Source organism: Halomicroarcula saliterrae (assembly GCF_031624395.1).
GTDB lineage: Archaea > Halobacteriota > Halobacteria > Halobacteriales > Haloarculaceae > Haloarcula > Haloarcula saliterrae.
The window spans coordinates 104,549-121,104 of record NZ_JAMQON010000005.1 but is presented as its reverse complement, the minus strand read 5'-3'; the positions used below and the strand labels follow the sequence as shown (position 1 = coordinate 121,104).

The window sequence follows — 16,556 nt, the reverse complement described above, 5'->3', positions numbered from 1 at the left end:
CAGATGGACGACGCCACAACCCAGTGGCGCTTTACCAGAGCGTACGAGAGTAATGCGGTCGACAGTGAGGAACTGGGGACGGCGCTCAATCGGTACGATGAGTTGGACGCTCAAGAGCGGGCGTTCTTCAAGCAGTCACTGGCGCGCTCGGACGACGATGCTGTCGAACTGCTCAACGTCGATGTCTGTAACAGTCCGTGTGACGATCCGGTCGATGCTGTCTTCGAGATCAGTCGCGACCGGAGCGAACTAGACAATACAGATGTGAAACGGCTCCTCCAGGCGACCAGAAACGGAGAGAGCATCGACACTGGGCCGGGAAGCGACCGCGGGGAATTTATCGAGGGACTCCGCAACCTCGACGACAAGAATGAGCTTGAGGGACTCGAAGACGCGATGACTGTGCAAGGTAATCTCAAGGGCTACAAGGCTGTGACCGGCGAAGTCCGGACGGCCGACAAACTCATCGCTCGGAGTGATGTCAGTGTAAATCAAGTCACCATGAGTAAGGACGTGCCGCGCAGCCGCGTTCCATCACGATATCAGGACGATCCCAACTTGAATCTAAAGGATGGCTCCGAGATTGACACCAAACTGGAAACGAGTATCGAGATCGACGGAGAGACTTTCGAATCGCCGGCAATCGAATCGAAAAACTACGGCGACCTCGCTGACGATAGTGGATTTGTCCAGGGACAGCGGGCCAGGGACCTCCGTCGGAAACTTGAGACCCAGGCCGCAGCCGGAGAGGACGAGATCATAGTGGCTACGAACGATCCAGACTTCGAGTTCAGCAACGAGGCCCGCGAGAAGTTCCGAGACAATGTCAACGATTACGACAAGCTCTCTGACATCGGGGATGTTGTTGAGTCGAAGTTTGACGATAGAGATATTACGGTCAAGTTCGTCTCGTACGATGAGCTGAGTGATTGACATGACCGATGGGATCATACTGGTGGATTTTTTCACCTCTGAACTTCGGGATGATATCCTCAACGAAGTTATTCGCGCCGGGGACGATGCAGGATTCGAGACGCCAGAACTGGAATCGATCGACGCCAGTGATCAGGGAAAACCTGGTGTCACTCTCAGCTGGCCATTCAAAGAAGTCGACGTGGCGATACACTACGACAACGACTGGGACGAACTGGAGCGAGCGCTCACCGTGACCTTATTCTCCGGGGCGCTCCAGTCCTCAGGGTTGGAACATCCTGACGAGTTCGTGGACAGTGTTATCGATCTCGTCTGTTCGTTAGCCGAATCAAATGACCCTGAGTACGTCGCTGCACACAACGCCGTGTCGACCGACAGTGATCCCGTCATTCCGACGACGCGCCCGATCCTCGACGACATCGACCGGCTCCCAACTCTCGGGATCTACTCGCGGGATATGGTAGATGTGTTGGGCGGCAGGGACCGGGTCTTGGAAACTCCAGCCTGGCGGGTTGAGGAGTTGGATAACGGTCAGATTTTGATCATCACCGAAGAGCCGCCATGGTATCACGGTGGAGGTACCGCGAACGCAACCAGATTCCTCCTCAGCGACGATGAATGAGAACGACAGTGGTAGTCTGGGTGAGCCTGACCTCTCGGACCCATTTGCCGCCCTCGAACCCGGCGACTACGGTACCGATGTATGTGTCCGTCGCGATGACATTGCCGCCGAGTTCCACAACGAGGATATCGAACTCGTTCGAGCTTATGTCGACGAACATCAAGATTTACGGCGTGTGTCCGACGATTCGTTCGTCCGGAACGTGGTAGTCGACGCCCCTGACGACGCTGCATTCATCAAGCGGATGCTCGTCGACATCCCTTCGGACGCTACCGAAGACACCCTTATGGCGTCGGCACTTTTCCACGGTGCGATTCCCTCGTCATTCGTGCGACTTGACGGACCCAGCGGCAAGAACGTTGTCACACGAATTATGACTCTCGATATCGAGACAAATAAGATCGATATGCTGGTGTCGCTGGGAAAAGCCGTTCAGAATCAAGAAGGGATCGACATCGCGATGATCGAGTCCGCACTCGACAATCTGGCCGGTCTCGAAGATGTCGAGGGTATCGAACAATATATCCAACAGAACCTGCTTTGACCTCAGCTAGGTTCATCGGACCGTGTAATCCCGAGCGGTGAGAGATCGAGGGTTCTAATCAGTAGCTCATTCTCAGTCAGTGTGATGGTCGAATAGCCAGCTTGCTGGGTCATATCGCTGTTCCCCTTTCACGGGCTCAGTCACCCAAATTGAGATTCAAAGCTACCGTCAACTGCACGTTGTAGTCACGCTCGCGTACATCTCGGGTTGAGTACGCTCCAGAAGGGGCTGAGTCCCTCCTCGAAGCTCAGGCGGCTGGTCGACGCGGCGGACTCGGGGGTGCCCGACCGGGTGCCAAACGGCGTCAAACCGACGGCGCTGCGCCGGGCCGGTCGTCACCGTTTGCGATGTACCGCCGGACCCAGTCCATCGCTCGCGAGACGATGGGTTCGGAAAACTTGAGCGGCGACGCAATCTCGTCCATCCGTCGTCGATGGCGACATTGACGGGCGGTGTCTCGACATTGGTATCTTCGACAGTCAACTCGTCATATACCCGTTCAGGGAGGACGAAGGTGATGTGGTTCTGGCGAGCGAATCGGCGAACGGTCTGGTAGCGACTGTTCGACGGCTGACCCATCGCGACGAACAGGCCAGTGTCGGCGATTTGAAATCGGCTCACGCGTCGTCAGCGGCGCCACTGCCGACGTCCAACTCCTCAAGCCCCGCTCCTGTGTCCTCGATATCGTAGTACTCGTGGACGACGGGGCGGAGCGCTTGGAGAATCATCTCCGCAGCCAGCGGCGAGATATCGAGGTCCTCAGCCATCAGTCGGTGGGTCACCTCGCCGCGTTCACGAGCGACGGCGTAGGTGAGCGCCGTCGCGAGCTCGGCGACGCCGTGACGGTCGATGTAGGTATCGATGTCAGCGTTTGTCTGGCGTCGGCCCACCGCGTCGATTAGCGCCGGCGTGATAGTGTACTCGCGGTCCCCGGCTGCCGTCGACACGGTCAGATCGATTTCTTGGGCGGCGTACCGTCGTGGTTGCTCATCGTGGGTAACTGTAACGACGCCGGCGTCGATGAGCCGGTTAACATAGTTGTAGGCCGTTCCCTGGGCAAGACCGAGTTCATCCATCACATGCTGAACGGTCGCCTCGTCTGCACGAGCGAGGTAGGCATACAGCTGGGCCAGCTGTGGCTCCTCGAGGAGATCCGCTATCGAGAGGAAGTCGCGGACAATGTCGCCGTCGGTATGGTTTGAGGTACGTGACACGATTCGTTCTTGATTACAGTTTACAACGAAACAGTAAAGAGTGTTTGAACTGCTCCGACGCTGCCGCGACGAGGTGCTTACCGAAGTCGTGCATCCAGCAGGTGGCTAGACGACCTGGGCAACAGTGGAAGACCAGCTGGAATCCGACAACAAAACACCGTTCTACTCGTCAGTCGAACCGCACGCCATCTCTGACGCTGCCGCACGGTCTTTCAGGAGCTGCTCAGTCGACTGGCCGGTCGTTTCGACCAGTTCTTCGACCGATGGGATGTTCTCCAGCGGCATTTTCGTACTCGGGAGTAGCTACCTGTCACAGGTATAGCTTTCGTACGATGCAATACCAGGCAAGAGGGTTATGCAGCGCATGGGGTTGTGACGCTGTGTTGGTCCGCCAACCGTCGTTACCGCCTTCCGTATCGGCGACCCTCGAAGTTCTCCCCAGATTCCTGGGCGTGCCGGTGTTTAGCATCGACATCGCGGTTGTCAGTCGGTGCTGGCACGAATCGCTCGTCGACGGGCTGTGGTTCTGCACTCATGTTCGTGTCCCCGCACCCGTCCGGGGGATCACAAAATCGCCGCTGGCGGCGACGTCAAGCTTGCTTGTCGGACTCGACTACGTCGATGTGAAGGTGGAAGCCACCGCCGGCCGTCACCAGTGTCCCGACTTCGATGAATGCCGGTGAGTTGCGTGTCACGGCGGGTTTGATGCGCTATTCAGCTGGTCGACATCATCGCCCTCGTACGCTGCTCGCCACATCGCGTGGACTGCACGAGTCACAAGTGAGACCTCCGTCACGTCGATACAGGACGGTTCGGCCGCTGTCGTGGCGGCCTCGGGCGGGGGATGAAAATGTGTCTCGGGAGAGTGTGTATTCGGGTGCCGGTCGAATCGCCAATTGACGTCGTCGCTATCGACGTAATGAAACGAATACATCCCCAGTTCGCTCCATTGTATATCGAACCGAGCGCTCTCAGCGTCTCCAAGCCCGTCGCTGAGACTGACCTGCAGTTCCGTGGGTGCGACGACATCATCGTACGAGGTTGCTTCGACGATCGGCTCAAGTTCGAGCCAGAGATCGCGAATCCGCTGGAGTGCCGGAAGATATATCGGCCCGAACTCGCCGGCACGGTCGTCCTCATTCATACCGCAAACTGGTGGCTGGCCTCGTCATAGGCGAGTGCAGCTTGAGCGACGGCGAGATTCTGCCGCGTCGTTCGCCACGCGGTGAGGTCGTCCCAACCCTCCGTCTCGTCGGCATCAAGTTGCTGGCTGAGCTCTTCGGGTGAGACGACGTCGTAGCGGTCCTCATAACGCCGTATCTCAGTCTTCATTTCCTTTATGCTGTCGAGCAGTTCTGGCCGAGTGACTTCCTCACGAAGCTCGCGGATCCGGGACATCAGAACCCGGTCGCTGTGTCGCTTGTACAGCGTTGTTTGGCCGTCCTGTTCCGTCTCGGCGAAACCCGTGTTCACGAGCGACTTGCAGTGTTGACGGGCCGTCGGCTCGCTCACGAGCGCCCGGTCGGCTATCTCGGCTGCCGACTGCCCATCGTGGGTTTGCTCAACGATTTCGTACACCCGCTCGAACGGCGTGGTATCTTCTTTCCAGTCCGTTTTGACTTGCTCGTTGACGTCGTCCCATGTCTCAGTCATAGGGGAGGGTACGCATTGGAAACAGAAATAACTTCCTCAAATAATTATTCTTTTCCGGCCTCGCACATCGATTAGAGCATTTGTTCCGCGCCAGCCTCGTGACGCTGTTACACTGTGCGGGGCCGGTAGTTCTCGTTACCGCCCTCCGTATCGGCGACCCTCGAAGTTTTCACCGGATTCCTGGACGTGCCGGTGTTCGGCGTCGATATCGCGGTTATCGGTCGGTTCTGGCACGAATCGCTCGCCGACGGGCTGTGAATCGGAGCTCATGTTCGGGATTCCCCGCACCTCTCACGGGGCACACAAAATCGCCGGTCGCAGCCAGTGGAGAGTGTCCGACTCGTCTCGGTCGGGTCAGTGCTACAATCGGAAAGTATCCCCTCGTCGTCCGTCGGGCTTTGCCTTGGCTGCACAGTCCGCACAGAACCCCATCTCGCCGTCATAGTGGAGCCGACAGACGGCTGTTCCACAGCGCCCGCAGTCACGGTGTGTCGGGCGGGACTCACACAGCTGACAGAGCGTGTCGGCCTCCATACAGACCCTACACACAGGACCGGCACAACTGTTGTGCTGGACTCGCCCGCTGCAATGCCTCCCCTCGCCCGGCCGCCTCCATCGTCCTATGCCCGACACCGACACCGCCGATAAGACGGACCGCATCGAATCGATCACCGAACAACTCGAAGCCGGTGAAGTCTCCCTGGAACGGGCGACCGAGCTGAAAGCAGAAGGGGACGAACTGCTTGAAAAGTTGGTGGCCGTACTCGGCCTCGGTGACGGTGAGGGCCACTCGCAGATAGCGTATTGATAATATTAACACCTGCGCAGAAAGTGGTAAATGACTCCCGTTACTTTTTCTATTCGTCCATAATATGGCGAAGAAATTTAAACAAATCGCAATAATTCTGACGATTCGTAACTTTAAGTCGAGGCCAGTAACCAATGAGTGACGAGGCTTCCCGATGTGGCTGCCGTCGGGTCCATGGTAGGAATCTCGATGAGGACATGCAGCGGCGTTTGCAGCGAGTGTATGCCCCTGAGGAGCTCCCGGATAGGCGACAGTTTCTCAAAGCACTGGGCGGAGTCGCGGCTGCCGGAGCGTTTGCCGGCTGTTCCGGACCGTCGGATACGAGTTCACCCACTGCGGTGTCGACCGCAACTGAACCCGGAACGGAGACGGCGTCAGTCGATCAGTCTCAAGCTGATCAACCGACGACGGTGTCAGGGACCATCGCTGTCGGTCCATCGATGGAAACTATTGAAGGCACTCTCGAAATCGTCGATGGACGAATCGAGTCGATTACCGAGGAGGGTGTCGAGTCCAACGACATCATCGTTCCGGCGTTCGTCAATCCCCACACGCACATCACCGACGCGACCGCAAAGGACGGCGAGCGCGCTCGCAACTACTCGTGGTACGAACTGTTCATCGATCCGGGGTTGAAAAGCGAGATCAACAGTTCGGCCACTCGCGAAGAGAAGCGAGCCGCGATGGCAGCAACGATGGAGTTCATGGCCGCCTCTGGAACCGGAACGTTCGTCGATTTCAAAGAGGAGGGGATTCAGGGAATCGACGATCTCAATACCGTCGATCAACAGGAGCCAGTCGATGCGGTGGGACTTCTCACCGGCCCAATCGATGAGGAGGCTGATCTCGAAGCCGAAATAGAGAACGCAGATGGTTACAACACCTACGCACCATACGGTGAACAAGCTGAACGGGCACGTGACATCTGCGCCGACCTCGGAAAGGTGTTCGCGCTCCACTCAGGCGAACCCAGCCCTGATGATATCGATGCGAGCCTCGCGTTGAATCCTGACTACACCTCTCACATGGTCCAAGCCAGAGAACAGGACTACCAGACCCTCGCGGACAATGATATCGGTGTGGCCGCGCTTCCCCGCTCGAACCTCGTCATTCTCGATGAACTGCCCCCGCTCGAACGGCTCCATGAAGCTACCACTGTCGCACTTGGGACTGACAACGTGATGCTCAACGCTGCATCTATGCTGCGCGAGATGGAGTTCACGAGCAAACTATTCGACTTTACCCCGACGGAGGTGCTGCAGATGGCGACGATCAATGGTGCTCGTCTCTCGAAACGCGGCGATGAGATCGGCTCACTCGATGAGGGAAAGCGGGCCCGGCTCACGGTCTTCCGAACCGACCGTGAATTACAGAACGTCGTCGATCCAATTGCTGGAATCGTCCGCCGGGCAACAGCGCGAGATGTCAGACGTACTATCCTACGCTGAGAGAGTGGAGTAGACCTCAATATCAACGTGACTGTCGCTGAACCTAGCGCGAACCTATGGGGGGGCTGTTGCACGTGCCCACGTTGCTTGGCTACTGATTGTGAGCCCGGCACCGACGCAGCGGCCAACCGGACGTTCGAAGTCGCCTCAAAACCTACCTTTCGTGACCAAGGCCTTGCTATCGACTTTCAATTGCCGGGCTAAGGCTCGCGACTGGTAATACTGATGCAGGCTGTGTCAGGCGGTGTGAGTCACGCGATTAACTCCTGGACGACAGCATGGCCCACGCGAACTGCGTTCTCGGTCCCCAACTCGAAAACGTCGCGCTCGATACTCTCGCTGGGATCACCACCCGATGGTTCGCGGTCGAAGTTCGCCGCCGCTCTGATGGAGACGTACTGATCGAGGAGTCCGAACCGCTCCAGTGCGGTCACCGTTCCAGCGTCTTCCATCTCTGTCGTGGCGAACTCGGTGATGCCATACCAGTCACACAGTTGCGAAACCTGTGTGGCTGCGGTTGTCCCGTGGTAGACCTCGTCCCCACAAACAGTCACTCCCGTGTCGACACTCGGTGACCGGCTGTCGTCGTAGTCGTCGCGGATCGCTTGGGCACGTTCACTATCGGCCAGGGCCACGTCTTGGGCGGCCCCAATCGCCCGGTCGACGAGGTCGGTGTCGAGGTCCCAGACGTACTCATCGACAAGCCACTGCATCCGACGCGTCGTGTCGCCGATACGGAGTTTGATATCACCGTCGATAACCCGGTCTGTGATGAAGACACTGCCCAGTGTCCCGGCAGCCGGATTACAGCCGGCAATCCCGACGGTCAGTGTCGTCGCCTCGTTGAGTGCGACCCTGTCGCTAGCTGCAAGCGCGGCGACCGTCGTGGCAGCTTCACTTTTGCCGATTCCAGTCGGGACGAGGGCGATGTCGGACTCGCTGGCATACAGTAGTTCGTGCTTGCAACCCGGAATCTCTACCTCCCGGTCGAAGTCGTATCGATCGTGCCAGTGGGCGACCTCCGATGCGTCGCCAGTGTACTCCGCATTCGTGAATGCTGGCAGAATGACCACAGCCGGAGCGAGTGTCATATCGCTACTCACAGTGGGTGGCACAAAGAATTCAGTGACGTCTCGCTGGTACGGGCTACCGAGCTGGAAGAGGAGGGAGACGAACTGCTCGAAATGCTCGAAGCCAAACTCGACCGGGGTAACTGTGAGGTTCGCCAGCAGGAACCGGTTATACTAGTTCGACAGTGTCGCCGTCGCGCTGCAAAATTCGCTTGTCGGCCAGGCGGTCGATAGCAGCGTCGACTGCAGCTGTCTGGTCGGCTGACACTGTTCGTACATCTGTAGCGACTCGGTCTCGAATCGCCTGCACGTCTCGGAGGCCATCGTCGGCAGCGGCGAGGACAGTATACTCGATTTCGAATTCTGTGCCGAACTCTTCGATTTGGGACGTGAATGATTTCGGCAGGCCCGAGAGCGATTCCACCGCAATCTCGATAGTGAACAGCGGATGAGATCGGTCACGGATCTGTCGTGCTTCAGTAGCGCCGGTGTTGAAGGGGCGCTGCTCACCGATCTCGCTCAGAATTACCTCGAAGTCGGGTCCACGCTGCGCATACGTCCGCATATCCTCAAGGTCACGTAGTCGACCGCTCGCCAGATCACCACCAGACACGGCTTTCAATAGGAATAGATCCTCATCAGCAGGAAGCAACGCTGTCGCGTGTGTCCCAGTCCAGAACACGTCGGCCCGGTTGCGCATCCGATCGGTGAACCACACTTTGCCGACGATTTGCCGCTCGAAGAGATCGATCTGGATGCCGCGCTCGGTGTGTTCTAACTCGACGGTGGTCCCGACGTCGTTGAAGGCTGTTATCGGCTCGCCCACCACGGTGAACCCCTGTACTTGGAGTGTCTCACACATGCTCGAACTCCGAGACAATACCCAGTGCCAGGTCGATATCTTCGGTCTGGTCTTTCAGCCCCTACACTGTCATCGCTGACCCGCCGATGAGGGACACCGTCAGTGGCTGGGCAAGCCAACTGTCGAACTTCTCGAGGAAGGCTTTAATCGCCTCACTCCCTGTGAACGTAGTCATGGGACCCCGTACTGCTGCTTGAGTCGCATAAATTCAATCTCGCTCGGCAGCGAGACGGCGGCGTCGGCCGTGCTGGCGGTCTCGCCATCAAGCGTCTGATACAGGACTTCGACCGTCGCTACAAGATCGTACCACGACGCAGTAGCTGTGAGTAACTCCTAGTCGATGCCGAGCTGTTCGATAAGCAACATCGCGTAGCTGACGCGACGGCTATCACTGCCGAGGACGAGTGTATGGCACACCACCTCCGCTGGCGTGAGTGTTGCCTCAGGCCCGTACCAGAAGGCAGGTTCGTCGGCGAGGAAGAACTGCAGGCCGTGATTCTGCATCCTCGCCAGACCGGTCACCTGCCAGTCCGGGTGTGACTGTTGTGGCGAAGGATCGGGATGAGTTCATTAATAGTGATACCGGTGACCCGAACAAAGTGGGTCAGCTAATTGAAGACACTCGAGGCGCAAGTTGGGACATACAGAACTGAGAGCGTGTGACTGAAGATAGTATCCAGATTGAGTTTATCTATCGGGACGCAGGTCTTGAATCGATACGCGGTGAGCTACAGGAGGCACTGAATGGGATCGCTGATATCGAGTGCAGTCTGGGTCGTCACCGGCGGCACCAGAGATTTCGATCAGCATATCACAAACCGAGTGGATGTGAAGTGCTGCCCAAAGGCGTCACTGGAAAGGCCGTATTCCTCGTAGACGGCACTAACGACGTCAGTGTTGGTCTCAGCCATCTGTGCCTGGAGTCGCCCAAACGCCGTTGCGAAGAGTCAATGGAGCGCTCCCCCTGACCTCGATCCATATCGGCTGGTTCGCAGTAGTCGTCGATGATCCCCAAGCACGGCTCGTCCTGACGCTGCAATGCGAACAACATCAGGTCTACCCAGTCGCTGAATACAGTGTGAGCACTATGTCCTCGCTGGCGAATCTGTTCAAGTAGCGATACGATATCGTCGACGTCGTGGTGAATACACAGCGCATAGTCAGCAAAGCCCGGCCACGGTTAGAGAACGGTAGTAATCTCTAGTACAAGATCCTCCCCTCGGTACAGAATACAGCCGTCACTGCAGGGTCAACTACTGGATGCTGAACTTACTCTTTTGAAGGGGTGCGTTTCGATATCCGTGACAGGTGTGGTAATTGGATATTCCGGTACCGCGTTGTCGAGACCAGACTCAGTAAGCTGACCGACACCACGATAAATTTTATTGAACGATCTACACGCCTTATGTTGGTTTACCGCCTCTAGGACTTAGTGATTCTAATGGTACAAGAAACACAGCAGGAGGCGCGGGGCCTCCAACGAACTCAGGCGGTACGAGACGGCCAGTCGTGGCAATATGGCGTGGAAGCGGGACTCATCGGCGGGCTCGTAATGGGCGTATTGTTCTCACTGCTGATGCCGCCTCTCCTCGAGAGCGCAATCCCGGCACTGGTCGGCCTATCCGGTGGGCTCGCCGGTTGGGTCGTCCACATGTCGATCAGCGCTGTGTTCGGCGTCGTCTTCGTCGCGGCGTTGACACAACCCAGGCTAGCAGCCGTCGCGGAGTCGGCGGGCGGCGTCGTCGGCCTTGGTCTCGCGTACGGCGTGATCCTCTCGGTCGTCGCCGCTGGTGTCGTCATGCCGCTGTGGCTGTCGGTCGTCGGATTCCCCAGCCCACCGCCGCTCCCGAACCTCGGCCTGATGGGCCTGCTCACGCACCTCGTGTTCGGGCTGGTCCTCGGCGCGAGCTACCACTACCTGCGCTGAGTCATCGTGGCATCCCCCATCAAGACGGGGCGAACGTGTCGTATGTGGTCTCCACTTCAAGTCGTTTCTCTAGAGCTGACTACGCGCTCCAGTCGGAATATTAAACGATAAAGAGATTCATCCCACTAAGGAAACTAATGGACTCCGGAATGCGCAAGCATTTGGTGTTAATAGAATTCCTATTGATAGTAATCTTAGCAACTGGGGTCTTTATTTACGCTCAAATTGTCCCACAGTCTGGCAGCATAGGTTTAGGGGTTCTCGGTATCGTCAGTCTGCTATTTCTGTATGTTTATGACTCTACCACGTGATTCTGGTCGCGGAATCAAAGATACATTGGCACAGACGCTAAATGCTCAACCCAAGGAGAAGTGTCTGAAAGAAATGAGACCACGTGTTGACTACACACTCTGTACTGGCGGAGCGTTTACTCTCTGTATCTTCCGACTAGGGCTACAGCAATCCCGAGAGCAATGATAGAAACAGACGGAAATACCGCTACGGAGAACGACTGAGTTGTCGCTACTGAGCCGCCAATACCTCCAACTCCGATAAGAAGGGCACCAACGGATTCCAACTTATTCATCTATTCAACCGCTTGGTTCGTCACGGTAAATAGCTACACTGTACTGACCGTTGGTCTGCTCGGTCAAGCATGAGGCGAGCAGCACGACCAGCTTCTTGGAGAGCCACGAGCTTTCTCGCTAACGACCGGTCCGAAGGACCTGGTAGTGAGGACGATCTCCCGGTTAAACGGAGTGGGACCGGCTTTCTGTATGAACGGATTTTCGTCGAGTGATATACGCAGCGCGCCCGAGATCAAAAGAGGTTCATCTACTTACACTGTTCTGGGAAGAACATCGGGAAGATTGATAATAGCGCGGACAGATGCGTATTTGACGCCAGTCGTGAGAGCCAAGCTCTGTACTGACCGTTGGGGTTGTCAATATCGATGTTCTTGTAGGCCTCCACAGGCATCCCTCTTCTTCCTCATTCTGCGAGAGGAGCGCCCGATATATCTCTAGGAGACGTGCGACAATCGTCCCGTTGTCCTCAGTCATGTCCCCAAGAGCGTCACTGAGGTCAAGTTCGATCTCGCTCACTGCACCGCCGCCGATCCGAGATGTGTAGACACCGTAGAACTCTGTGTCCAGCTCGTATTCCGTGACTTTCACGGCTACATTCCCGTCGTAGTCAACCAGTTGTGACACAAGATTTTCGGGGTCTGGATTGACGAAATCGAGAGAGAATTGCTTGTCTGCAGGGTGGTGGTAGTAGACGTGCCCCATCTTGCTATCGGACAATTCTCTGAGAGCACATTAAATGACTTCGTGGACAGATGCAGGTTGGAGGGCGTCCCCGATTGCAGCAAGAAGCACGACCAGTCAAGCAGAATCGGCTCGTTGGTTCACGCCCGAGCACTATGGGAAATCCGCACCGTACCAAGCGTCGCAACGGGCGACCGATTGTTTTTAACATCTGCCCGAGTCCGAATGCAAGTATGTCTCTCGACATCCGTAGGGCCCTCCAGGCCGGCTACGACGGCCTCACGAGTACGGCCGGGTACAACGTATTCTCGGTGCTACTGGTCTTCTACGTCGCCTACGACGCCGTGAGTCAGTCGTTTCGCCAGCAGTTACTGGCGACGGTCCCGGGCATCCAGCCCTCTCCGGGTTTCACGCCGCCGTTCGACATCGACATGCTCGCGTTCGAGTTGCCGTTGTCGGTGCTCGTCGCGCTGACTGTGGCCGCCGTCGTCTCCCACGAGGCGGTTCGGTTCTGGGCCATCCAGCAGTTCGCCGAGAGCCCGGCCCCGACACTACAAAAACGGGCGCGTGTCCTCCTGGCAGTCGGGGGCGGGGTCGCGCTGTTCGTCTACGGTGTCAGGCAGGCCCTCCTGATGTTCTGGTACGGTCCGGGGTTCGAGATGGGGATACGGTCCCCGCTGTTCGTCTCGGTCGCGGTCGCGCCGATACTCCTCGTTACCGTCTATCTTCGGCAGGAGGTCGCACTGACGGCGGCCGGACCCACCGAAACGGTCCGGAACAGCCTCGCCCGGTTCCGCAAGGCCCCCGTTCCGATTTTCGGACTCCTCCTGTTGCTTACCGTACTGGCCCTGCTTACGTCACTCCCGAGCGTACTGCTCTCCCCGCTACAGGTCGGCGCCACGCTCTGGCTGCTCAACGAACTGCTCAGCCGTGTCCTGTTTGCGGCCCTGAGCACGTTCACCATCGCGACGATTACCGAGGCGTATCTTCAGGTCTGCGACGGAGACCCGGAAGCCGACTGAGCGACCTGACCCGCGGCGTTTGACCACCGGACAGTCCACTCTCTGTACTGATCGTTAGACAACTCGATTGAGCATGCGGCGATAATCACGACCAGTTTCCTGGAGAGAGCTGCCACCGTGAATACGGGAGTCACACGAGGGCAAATCGAATACACAGAGACGGAGTCAATAGACCGTTCTCATAGAGTTGATTTCAGCACTTCTGGGACGAGACAGCTGCTCAGTAGGTGTGCGAACTTAACGCCGAAGAAGCCTTACTGCTGGTAGCCGTTTGATGGGTATGGGGAAGTGGTTCCGGCGATACACTAAGATACATACCTATCACTATGCGGTTATTGGAATCGCCGGCATTGTGGCAACAGTCATCTACGCCAGCCCGGGAGAACATTTCATTTCCATCGGTCCACTACAGTTGGACATATTTTACGCCTCGATCGTTTTGTTCGGACTGCTATTCGTCCTATCAGTAACCGATGAGTATGATCCGGAAGACTATGGGCTTACTTCGTCGGAATCTGAAAAGTAGAATCTCTGTACTGATTGTTGGATACCTCGGTCGGACATCCGGCGATAATCCCGACCAGTTTCCTGTAGAGACCTGCCACCTCTGATTATCGGTCTTCTCTGGAGGTGTCACCACTCCATTGGTGGCCGGCGCCAGGGGGCTTTGATGATGACCCGCAACGTCGAACTGGGAATGTGGCTCACAGCGTTGAGACACTCGATCAGAGACACGTAACCGACAGTCTGAACGGTAGTCTCACCGGCTGTATAGACACGCGATGACACGATAGAGGACGTTGAAGACGACCACAGTTTCGCGGACTGTCGTGATGAGGACGACAGTAGAAGAGTTGTGCTATATCTGTCACGGCGAATCAGGGAATATTTCGCTCGGATCTCGCCGGTCGAACGGACCCACACGGTGGTCTTTGGTCGCGTATTCATAGAGGGCAACGCGAGCAACCATCCCGAGAACCTGGCTCGCGACGATTCCGGCGACGACAGCGAGCAGGCCGATAGTACCCAAGAGCCACGCGGTCGGGCCGTTGGTGGTAAAATAAGCGCCGGCGAGACAGGCGACACCGACGAGCACGACTGGAAGCGTGACCAGAGAGACACTGAGAGATGCGGTGACACTCTCGCCCCACGTCTCTTTGAACGTGGCACCGCTCTCTTGAAGGATCGACCGGATGTTCGTCGTGTCTTCGACGATGATAACAGGCACGACGAAGAAGGTCAGCAGCGACCACGCGAGGTCAAAGACGAGGCGGGCCGCGCTTCCAAGGAAGCCGAATTTGTCGTCGAGGATGTACAGGACGGTACCCAGCGTCGCGGAGGTGAGCGCCCAGACAGCGATAGCACGGCGCGCCTCCCAGGCCGCTCGCAGACCCTCCTCAACTGTCGGGTCCTCACCGTCGAAGTACCGGAACGCACAGTGAGCCACGGCGGCGTTGAAGAACGTCCCGAGACTTGAGGTGAGCGCGATGCTGACGAACAGGGCGGTGTACTGCAGGAAGTCGTTTGTGAGCAGCGATGCGACCAGACCGTAATGGAAGGCAATCCCAGCGGCAACCGCGAAGCCACTCCCGACGAGCAGGAGGCTGCACAGCGGGAGGACTGCGAGGTGGGGATTCGCCCGGAACATGTCGAGGCTCCCGTCAGCAACGGCGAGTCCACGACTGAACTTCCCGGACATATTTGATTTAGCGTAGTCGCCCCGGATAATACTTGCTCTGACCGCGCTGGCCCCGTGGTCTTGCGCTGTTCTGGAACCGACGGAAAGTGTGGCGCTCGGCTATCATCAGGATTGTCTTTCGGCGAATCAAACCAGCCGCCGCCGTTTCTCTCCGATACTATTGCTAACCTATTGTTCCAGTCGTCGCCAGTCGCACACTGTGACGCTTGTCTCTCGAATCGTTCGACGAGACAGTACATGCTCCTCTCTGGAACTGCGTCACCGCTGTGTTCGTATCGCCTGTTGCCTATCTCAGCAGGCTCGAGCGTCCGTGTTATCGGGGAACTCTCCATCGACATCGACGACCCGCTTCTGTCTACTTCGACGCGGTCGGTTCGCTCTCCGGACGGAGAGAATAGCGTTGTCTTCCACGTGTCTTTGCTTGGTATCGCCAACGACACCGTCTCAGTCCCCTCGTCTGTAGAGCACCCCAGCAGTGATGCTACTGCATACGGTTTCGATCGGTTCTGTCGGTATCCGATTTATTAGATGCTGATTGAGACGAAACCGGCGCTAGATGGCTCGTGCATAGTGACCGAATCTGAGAGTATCCACCTCACAACGTGTTTCGACAGTGAATCAGCTATTTTGGATCCGGCTGTGGTCACACATTACCGGTAGAACAGCGATACACTCCCGATTCAAATCTGTGACCGTCACAGAGACTGATCGTGGTGTTTCGTTGACCACAGACTCGAATGCAACAGCCGGATACGTAATGACATCACCGTCACCTGAATAGTGGTGCTGATGGAATACGATGGGGCTACGTTTCGTCGCTCGATGGAATTCGGTCTCCGTGGACTGATCTGTGTCTGTCATGTCTATCTCCGCAAGATTGCCGACGCCTTGTCCAACAGAAATTCCCTCCCCAGTGAGTGATTCCTGTTCCAAAATCTCTGCCACACGAGAGACAGCTGCCTCAACTGGGTGGTAAGCGACACTGTGTCGTCGTCAAACAGCGTCATCGTCCGGGTGTCGTATTTCACCGTGGGCGCGGTGAAGGTGGGCTTGCTAACCTTCGTGCCGTTAGACCGGCGTTCGATACAACCGGTGATTGCTTGTGCGGCTTGGTGAGTGGCGAGAATCGCGTGCTGACTACCGAGGCCGGTTTGCTCGCGCACGTCGTCGTAGGCCAGGGGCTGTACGTCGCTCTTAACGTTGCATTTGCCCCACGCCATGTCGGTGGCGATTTGACAACCACGCTTCCACTCGGAGATCGTCTCTTCAAGCAACTTGCGTTGCTCACTGTCTACCGAGAGGCGGGTGATTGCTGTCCGACGCACGTAGTCGTCTGCTACATCTTCAATGTAGATATGTGGCTATTTATAAGATGATGGTCGCACTCTTTCCGAACGCGCTCTTCCCCTCCCTACTCGCTCCCTGCGGTCGCTCCTTGAGGAAGGGGACTCCGCGCTACCCCTTCAGTTGAATACTGACCACGATC

The 16,556-nt window shown here is 57.1% G+C and carries 15 protein-coding genes and 5 pseudogenes; 7 read left to right on the top strand and 13 right to left on the bottom strand.

Annotated elements, in window-relative coordinates:
• Positions 1–3 precede the first annotated feature (3 nt).
• From NDI56_RS16745 to NDI56_RS16735, 3 genes are read left to right on the top strand one after another with little or no spacing between them, the layout of a single operon-like run.
• Positions 4–933 carry a hypothetical protein gene (locus NDI56_RS16745; RefSeq protein ID WP_310920818.1) on the top strand — a complete coding sequence of 310 codons (930 nt, stop codon included), beginning with the start codon at positions 4–6 and terminating at the stop codon, positions 931–933.
• Between the two features lies 1 nt (position 934).
• Positions 935–1,555 carry a hypothetical protein gene (locus tag NDI56_RS16740; protein ID WP_310920817.1) on the top strand — a complete coding sequence of 207 codons (621 nt, stop codon included), beginning with the start codon at positions 935–937 and terminating at the stop codon, positions 1,553–1,555.
• The gene (locus NDI56_RS16735) at positions 1,548–2,099 is read left to right on the top strand and encodes a hypothetical protein (RefSeq protein WP_310920816.1); all 552 of its coding nucleotides are present in this window, start codon (positions 1,548–1,550) and stop codon (positions 2,097–2,099) included. Before NDI56_RS16740 ends, NDI56_RS16735 begins: the two co-directional genes overlap by 8 nt.
• 325 nt (positions 2,100–2,424) lie before the next feature.
• Here the strand turns inward: NDI56_RS16735 and NDI56_RS16730 are convergent.
• The 5 genes and pseudogenes from NDI56_RS16730 to NDI56_RS16710 all read right to left on the bottom strand — a co-directional run.
• Positions 2,425–2,720 (bottom strand): annotated as a pseudogene (locus NDI56_RS16730) (PIN domain-containing protein); the annotation flags it as partial.
• Entirely contained in the window at positions 2,717–3,313 is a 597-nt protein-coding gene (locus NDI56_RS16725) for a DUF7437 domain-containing protein (RefSeq protein WP_310920815.1), read from the bottom strand. The gene NDI56_RS16725 and the pseudogene NDI56_RS16730, both read right to left, overlap by 4 nt.
• Before the next feature lie 691 nt (positions 3,314–4,004).
• Positions 4,005–4,457, bottom strand: coding sequence for a toxin-antitoxin system TumE family protein (locus NDI56_RS16720; protein ID WP_310920814.1), 453 nt, complete (start codon positions 4,455–4,457; stop codon positions 4,005–4,007).
• A complete protein-coding gene (locus tag NDI56_RS16715) occupies positions 4,454–4,966 on the bottom strand; it encodes a winged helix-turn-helix domain-containing protein (protein ID WP_310920813.1) in 513 nt (170 codons plus the stop codon). Before NDI56_RS16715 ends, NDI56_RS16720 begins: the two co-directional genes overlap by 4 nt.
• Before the next feature lie 135 nt (positions 4,967–5,101).
• On the bottom strand, positions 5,102–5,236 hold the full coding sequence (locus NDI56_RS16710; protein ID WP_310920812.1) for a hypothetical protein: 135 nt from the start codon (positions 5,234–5,236) through the stop codon (positions 5,102–5,104).
• 352 nt (positions 5,237–5,588) lie between these two features.
• Here NDI56_RS16710 and NDI56_RS16705 point away from each other — a divergent pair, with 352 nt between their 5' ends.
• Positions 5,589–5,774 carry an exodeoxyribonuclease VII small subunit gene (locus NDI56_RS16705; RefSeq protein ID WP_310920811.1) on the top strand — a complete coding sequence of 62 codons (186 nt, stop codon included), beginning with the start codon at positions 5,589–5,591 and terminating at the stop codon, positions 5,772–5,774.
• 134 nt (positions 5,775–5,908) lie between these two features.
• Entirely contained in the window at positions 5,909–7,222 is a 1,314-nt protein-coding gene (locus NDI56_RS16700) for an amidohydrolase family protein (RefSeq protein WP_310920810.1), read from the top strand.
• A gap of 251 nt (positions 7,223–7,473) precedes the next feature.
• On the opposite strand, the gene NDI56_RS16695 is transcribed toward NDI56_RS16700, so the two are convergent.
• The 4 genes and pseudogenes from NDI56_RS16695 to NDI56_RS16680 form a co-directional block, all read right to left on the bottom strand.
• Positions 7,474–8,313, bottom strand: a complete 840-nt coding sequence (locus NDI56_RS16695; protein WP_310920809.1) for a phosphorylase family protein — start codon at positions 8,311–8,313, stop codon at positions 7,474–7,476.
• Between the two features lie 148 nt (positions 8,314–8,461).
• Positions 8,462–9,154: a hypothetical protein gene (locus NDI56_RS16690; protein ID WP_310920808.1), complete on the bottom strand. Its 693-nt coding sequence runs from the start codon at positions 9,152–9,154 to the stop codon at positions 8,462–8,464.
• A gap of 171 nt (positions 9,155–9,325) precedes the next feature.
• Positions 9,326–9,676, bottom strand: a pseudogene (locus NDI56_RS21900) (hypothetical protein).
• 246 nt (positions 9,677–9,922) lie between these two features.
• A pseudogene (locus NDI56_RS16680) lies at positions 9,923–10,205 on the bottom strand (N-6 DNA methylase); the annotation flags it as partial.
• Between the two features lie 525 nt (positions 10,206–10,730).
• Here NDI56_RS16680 and NDI56_RS16675 point away from each other — a divergent pair.
• On the top strand, positions 10,731–11,081 hold the full coding sequence (locus NDI56_RS16675; RefSeq protein ID WP_310920806.1) for a histidine kinase: 351 nt from the start codon (positions 10,731–10,733) through the stop codon (positions 11,079–11,081).
• An 830-nt stretch (positions 11,082–11,911) separates the two neighbouring features.
• On the opposite strand, the gene NDI56_RS16670 is transcribed toward NDI56_RS16675, so the two are convergent.
• The gene (locus tag NDI56_RS16670) at positions 11,912–12,370 is read right to left on the bottom strand and encodes a DUF8172 family protein (RefSeq protein ID WP_310920805.1); all 459 of its coding nucleotides are present in this window, start codon (positions 12,368–12,370) and stop codon (positions 11,912–11,914) included.
• Positions 12,371–12,582: 212 nt separating this feature from the next.
• Between NDI56_RS16670 and NDI56_RS16665 the strand changes: the two genes are divergently transcribed.
• Positions 12,583–13,371 (top strand): hypothetical protein, encoded by a 789-nt coding sequence (locus NDI56_RS16665; protein WP_310920803.1) that lies wholly within the window; start codon positions 12,583–12,585, stop codon positions 13,369–13,371.
• 868 nt (positions 13,372–14,239) lie between these two features.
• On the opposite strand, the gene NDI56_RS16660 is transcribed toward NDI56_RS16665, so the two are convergent.
• The 3 genes and pseudogenes from NDI56_RS16660 to NDI56_RS16655 form a co-directional block, all read right to left on the bottom strand.
• Positions 14,240–15,070 carry a DUF6159 family protein gene (locus NDI56_RS16660; RefSeq protein ID WP_310920802.1) on the bottom strand — a complete coding sequence of 277 codons (831 nt, stop codon included), beginning with the start codon at positions 15,068–15,070 and terminating at the stop codon, positions 14,240–14,242.
• A gap of 182 nt (positions 15,071–15,252) precedes the next feature.
• Positions 15,253–15,510: pseudogene (locus tag NDI56_RS21895) on the bottom strand (DUF8130 domain-containing protein); the annotation flags it as partial.
• Between the two features lie 528 nt (positions 15,511–16,038).
• Positions 16,039–16,419 (bottom strand): annotated as a pseudogene (locus NDI56_RS16655) (RNA-guided endonuclease InsQ/TnpB family protein); the annotation flags it as partial.
• Positions 16,420–16,556: the final 137 nt, after the last annotated feature.

Bases quoted from the DNA above. Each gene is read 5' to 3' on its own strand.
- NDI56_RS16745 (WP_310920818.1), top strand. From the start codon at position 4: ATGGACGACGCCACAACCCAGTGGCGCTTTACCAGAGCGTACGAGAGT.
- NDI56_RS16675 (WP_310920806.1), top strand. From the start codon at position 10,731: ATGCCGCCTCTCCTCGAGAGCGCAATCCCGGCACTGGTCGGCCTATCC.
- NDI56_RS16715 (WP_310920813.1), bottom strand. From the start codon at position 4,966: ATGACTGAGACATGGGACGACGTCAACGAGCAAGTCAAAACGGACTGG.
- NDI56_RS16690 (WP_310920808.1), bottom strand. From the start codon at position 9,154: ATGTGTGAGACACTCCAAGTACAGGGGTTCACCGTGGTGGGCGAGCCG.
- NDI56_RS16660 (WP_310920802.1), bottom strand. From the start codon at position 15,070: ATGTCCGGGAAGTTCAGTCGTGGACTCGCCGTTGCTGACGGGAGCCTC.
- NDI56_RS16710 (WP_310920812.1), bottom strand. From the start codon at position 5,236: ATGAGCTCCGATTCACAGCCCGTCGGCGAGCGATTCGTGCCAGAACCG.
- NDI56_RS16670 (WP_310920805.1), bottom strand. From the start codon at position 12,370: ATGGGGCACGTCTACTACCACCACCCTGCAGACAAGCAATTCTCTCTC.
- NDI56_RS16695 (WP_310920809.1), bottom strand. From the start codon at position 8,313: ATGACACTCGCTCCGGCTGTGGTCATTCTGCCAGCATTCACGAATGCG.
- NDI56_RS16735 (WP_310920816.1), top strand. From the start codon at position 1,548: ATGAATGAGAACGACAGTGGTAGTCTGGGTGAGCCTGACCTCTCGGAC.
- NDI56_RS16740 (WP_310920817.1), top strand. From the start codon at position 935: ATGACCGATGGGATCATACTGGTGGATTTTTTCACCTCTGAACTTCGG.
- NDI56_RS16700 (WP_310920810.1), top strand. From the start codon at position 5,909: ATGAGTGACGAGGCTTCCCGATGTGGCTGCCGTCGGGTCCATGGTAGG.
- NDI56_RS16720 (WP_310920814.1), bottom strand. From the start codon at position 4,457: ATGAATGAGGACGACCGTGCCGGCGAGTTCGGGCCGATATATCTTCCG.
- NDI56_RS16705 (WP_310920811.1), top strand. From the start codon at position 5,589: ATGCCCGACACCGACACCGCCGATAAGACGGACCGCATCGAATCGATC.
- NDI56_RS16665 (WP_310920803.1), top strand. From the start codon at position 12,583: ATGTCTCTCGACATCCGTAGGGCCCTCCAGGCCGGCTACGACGGCCTC.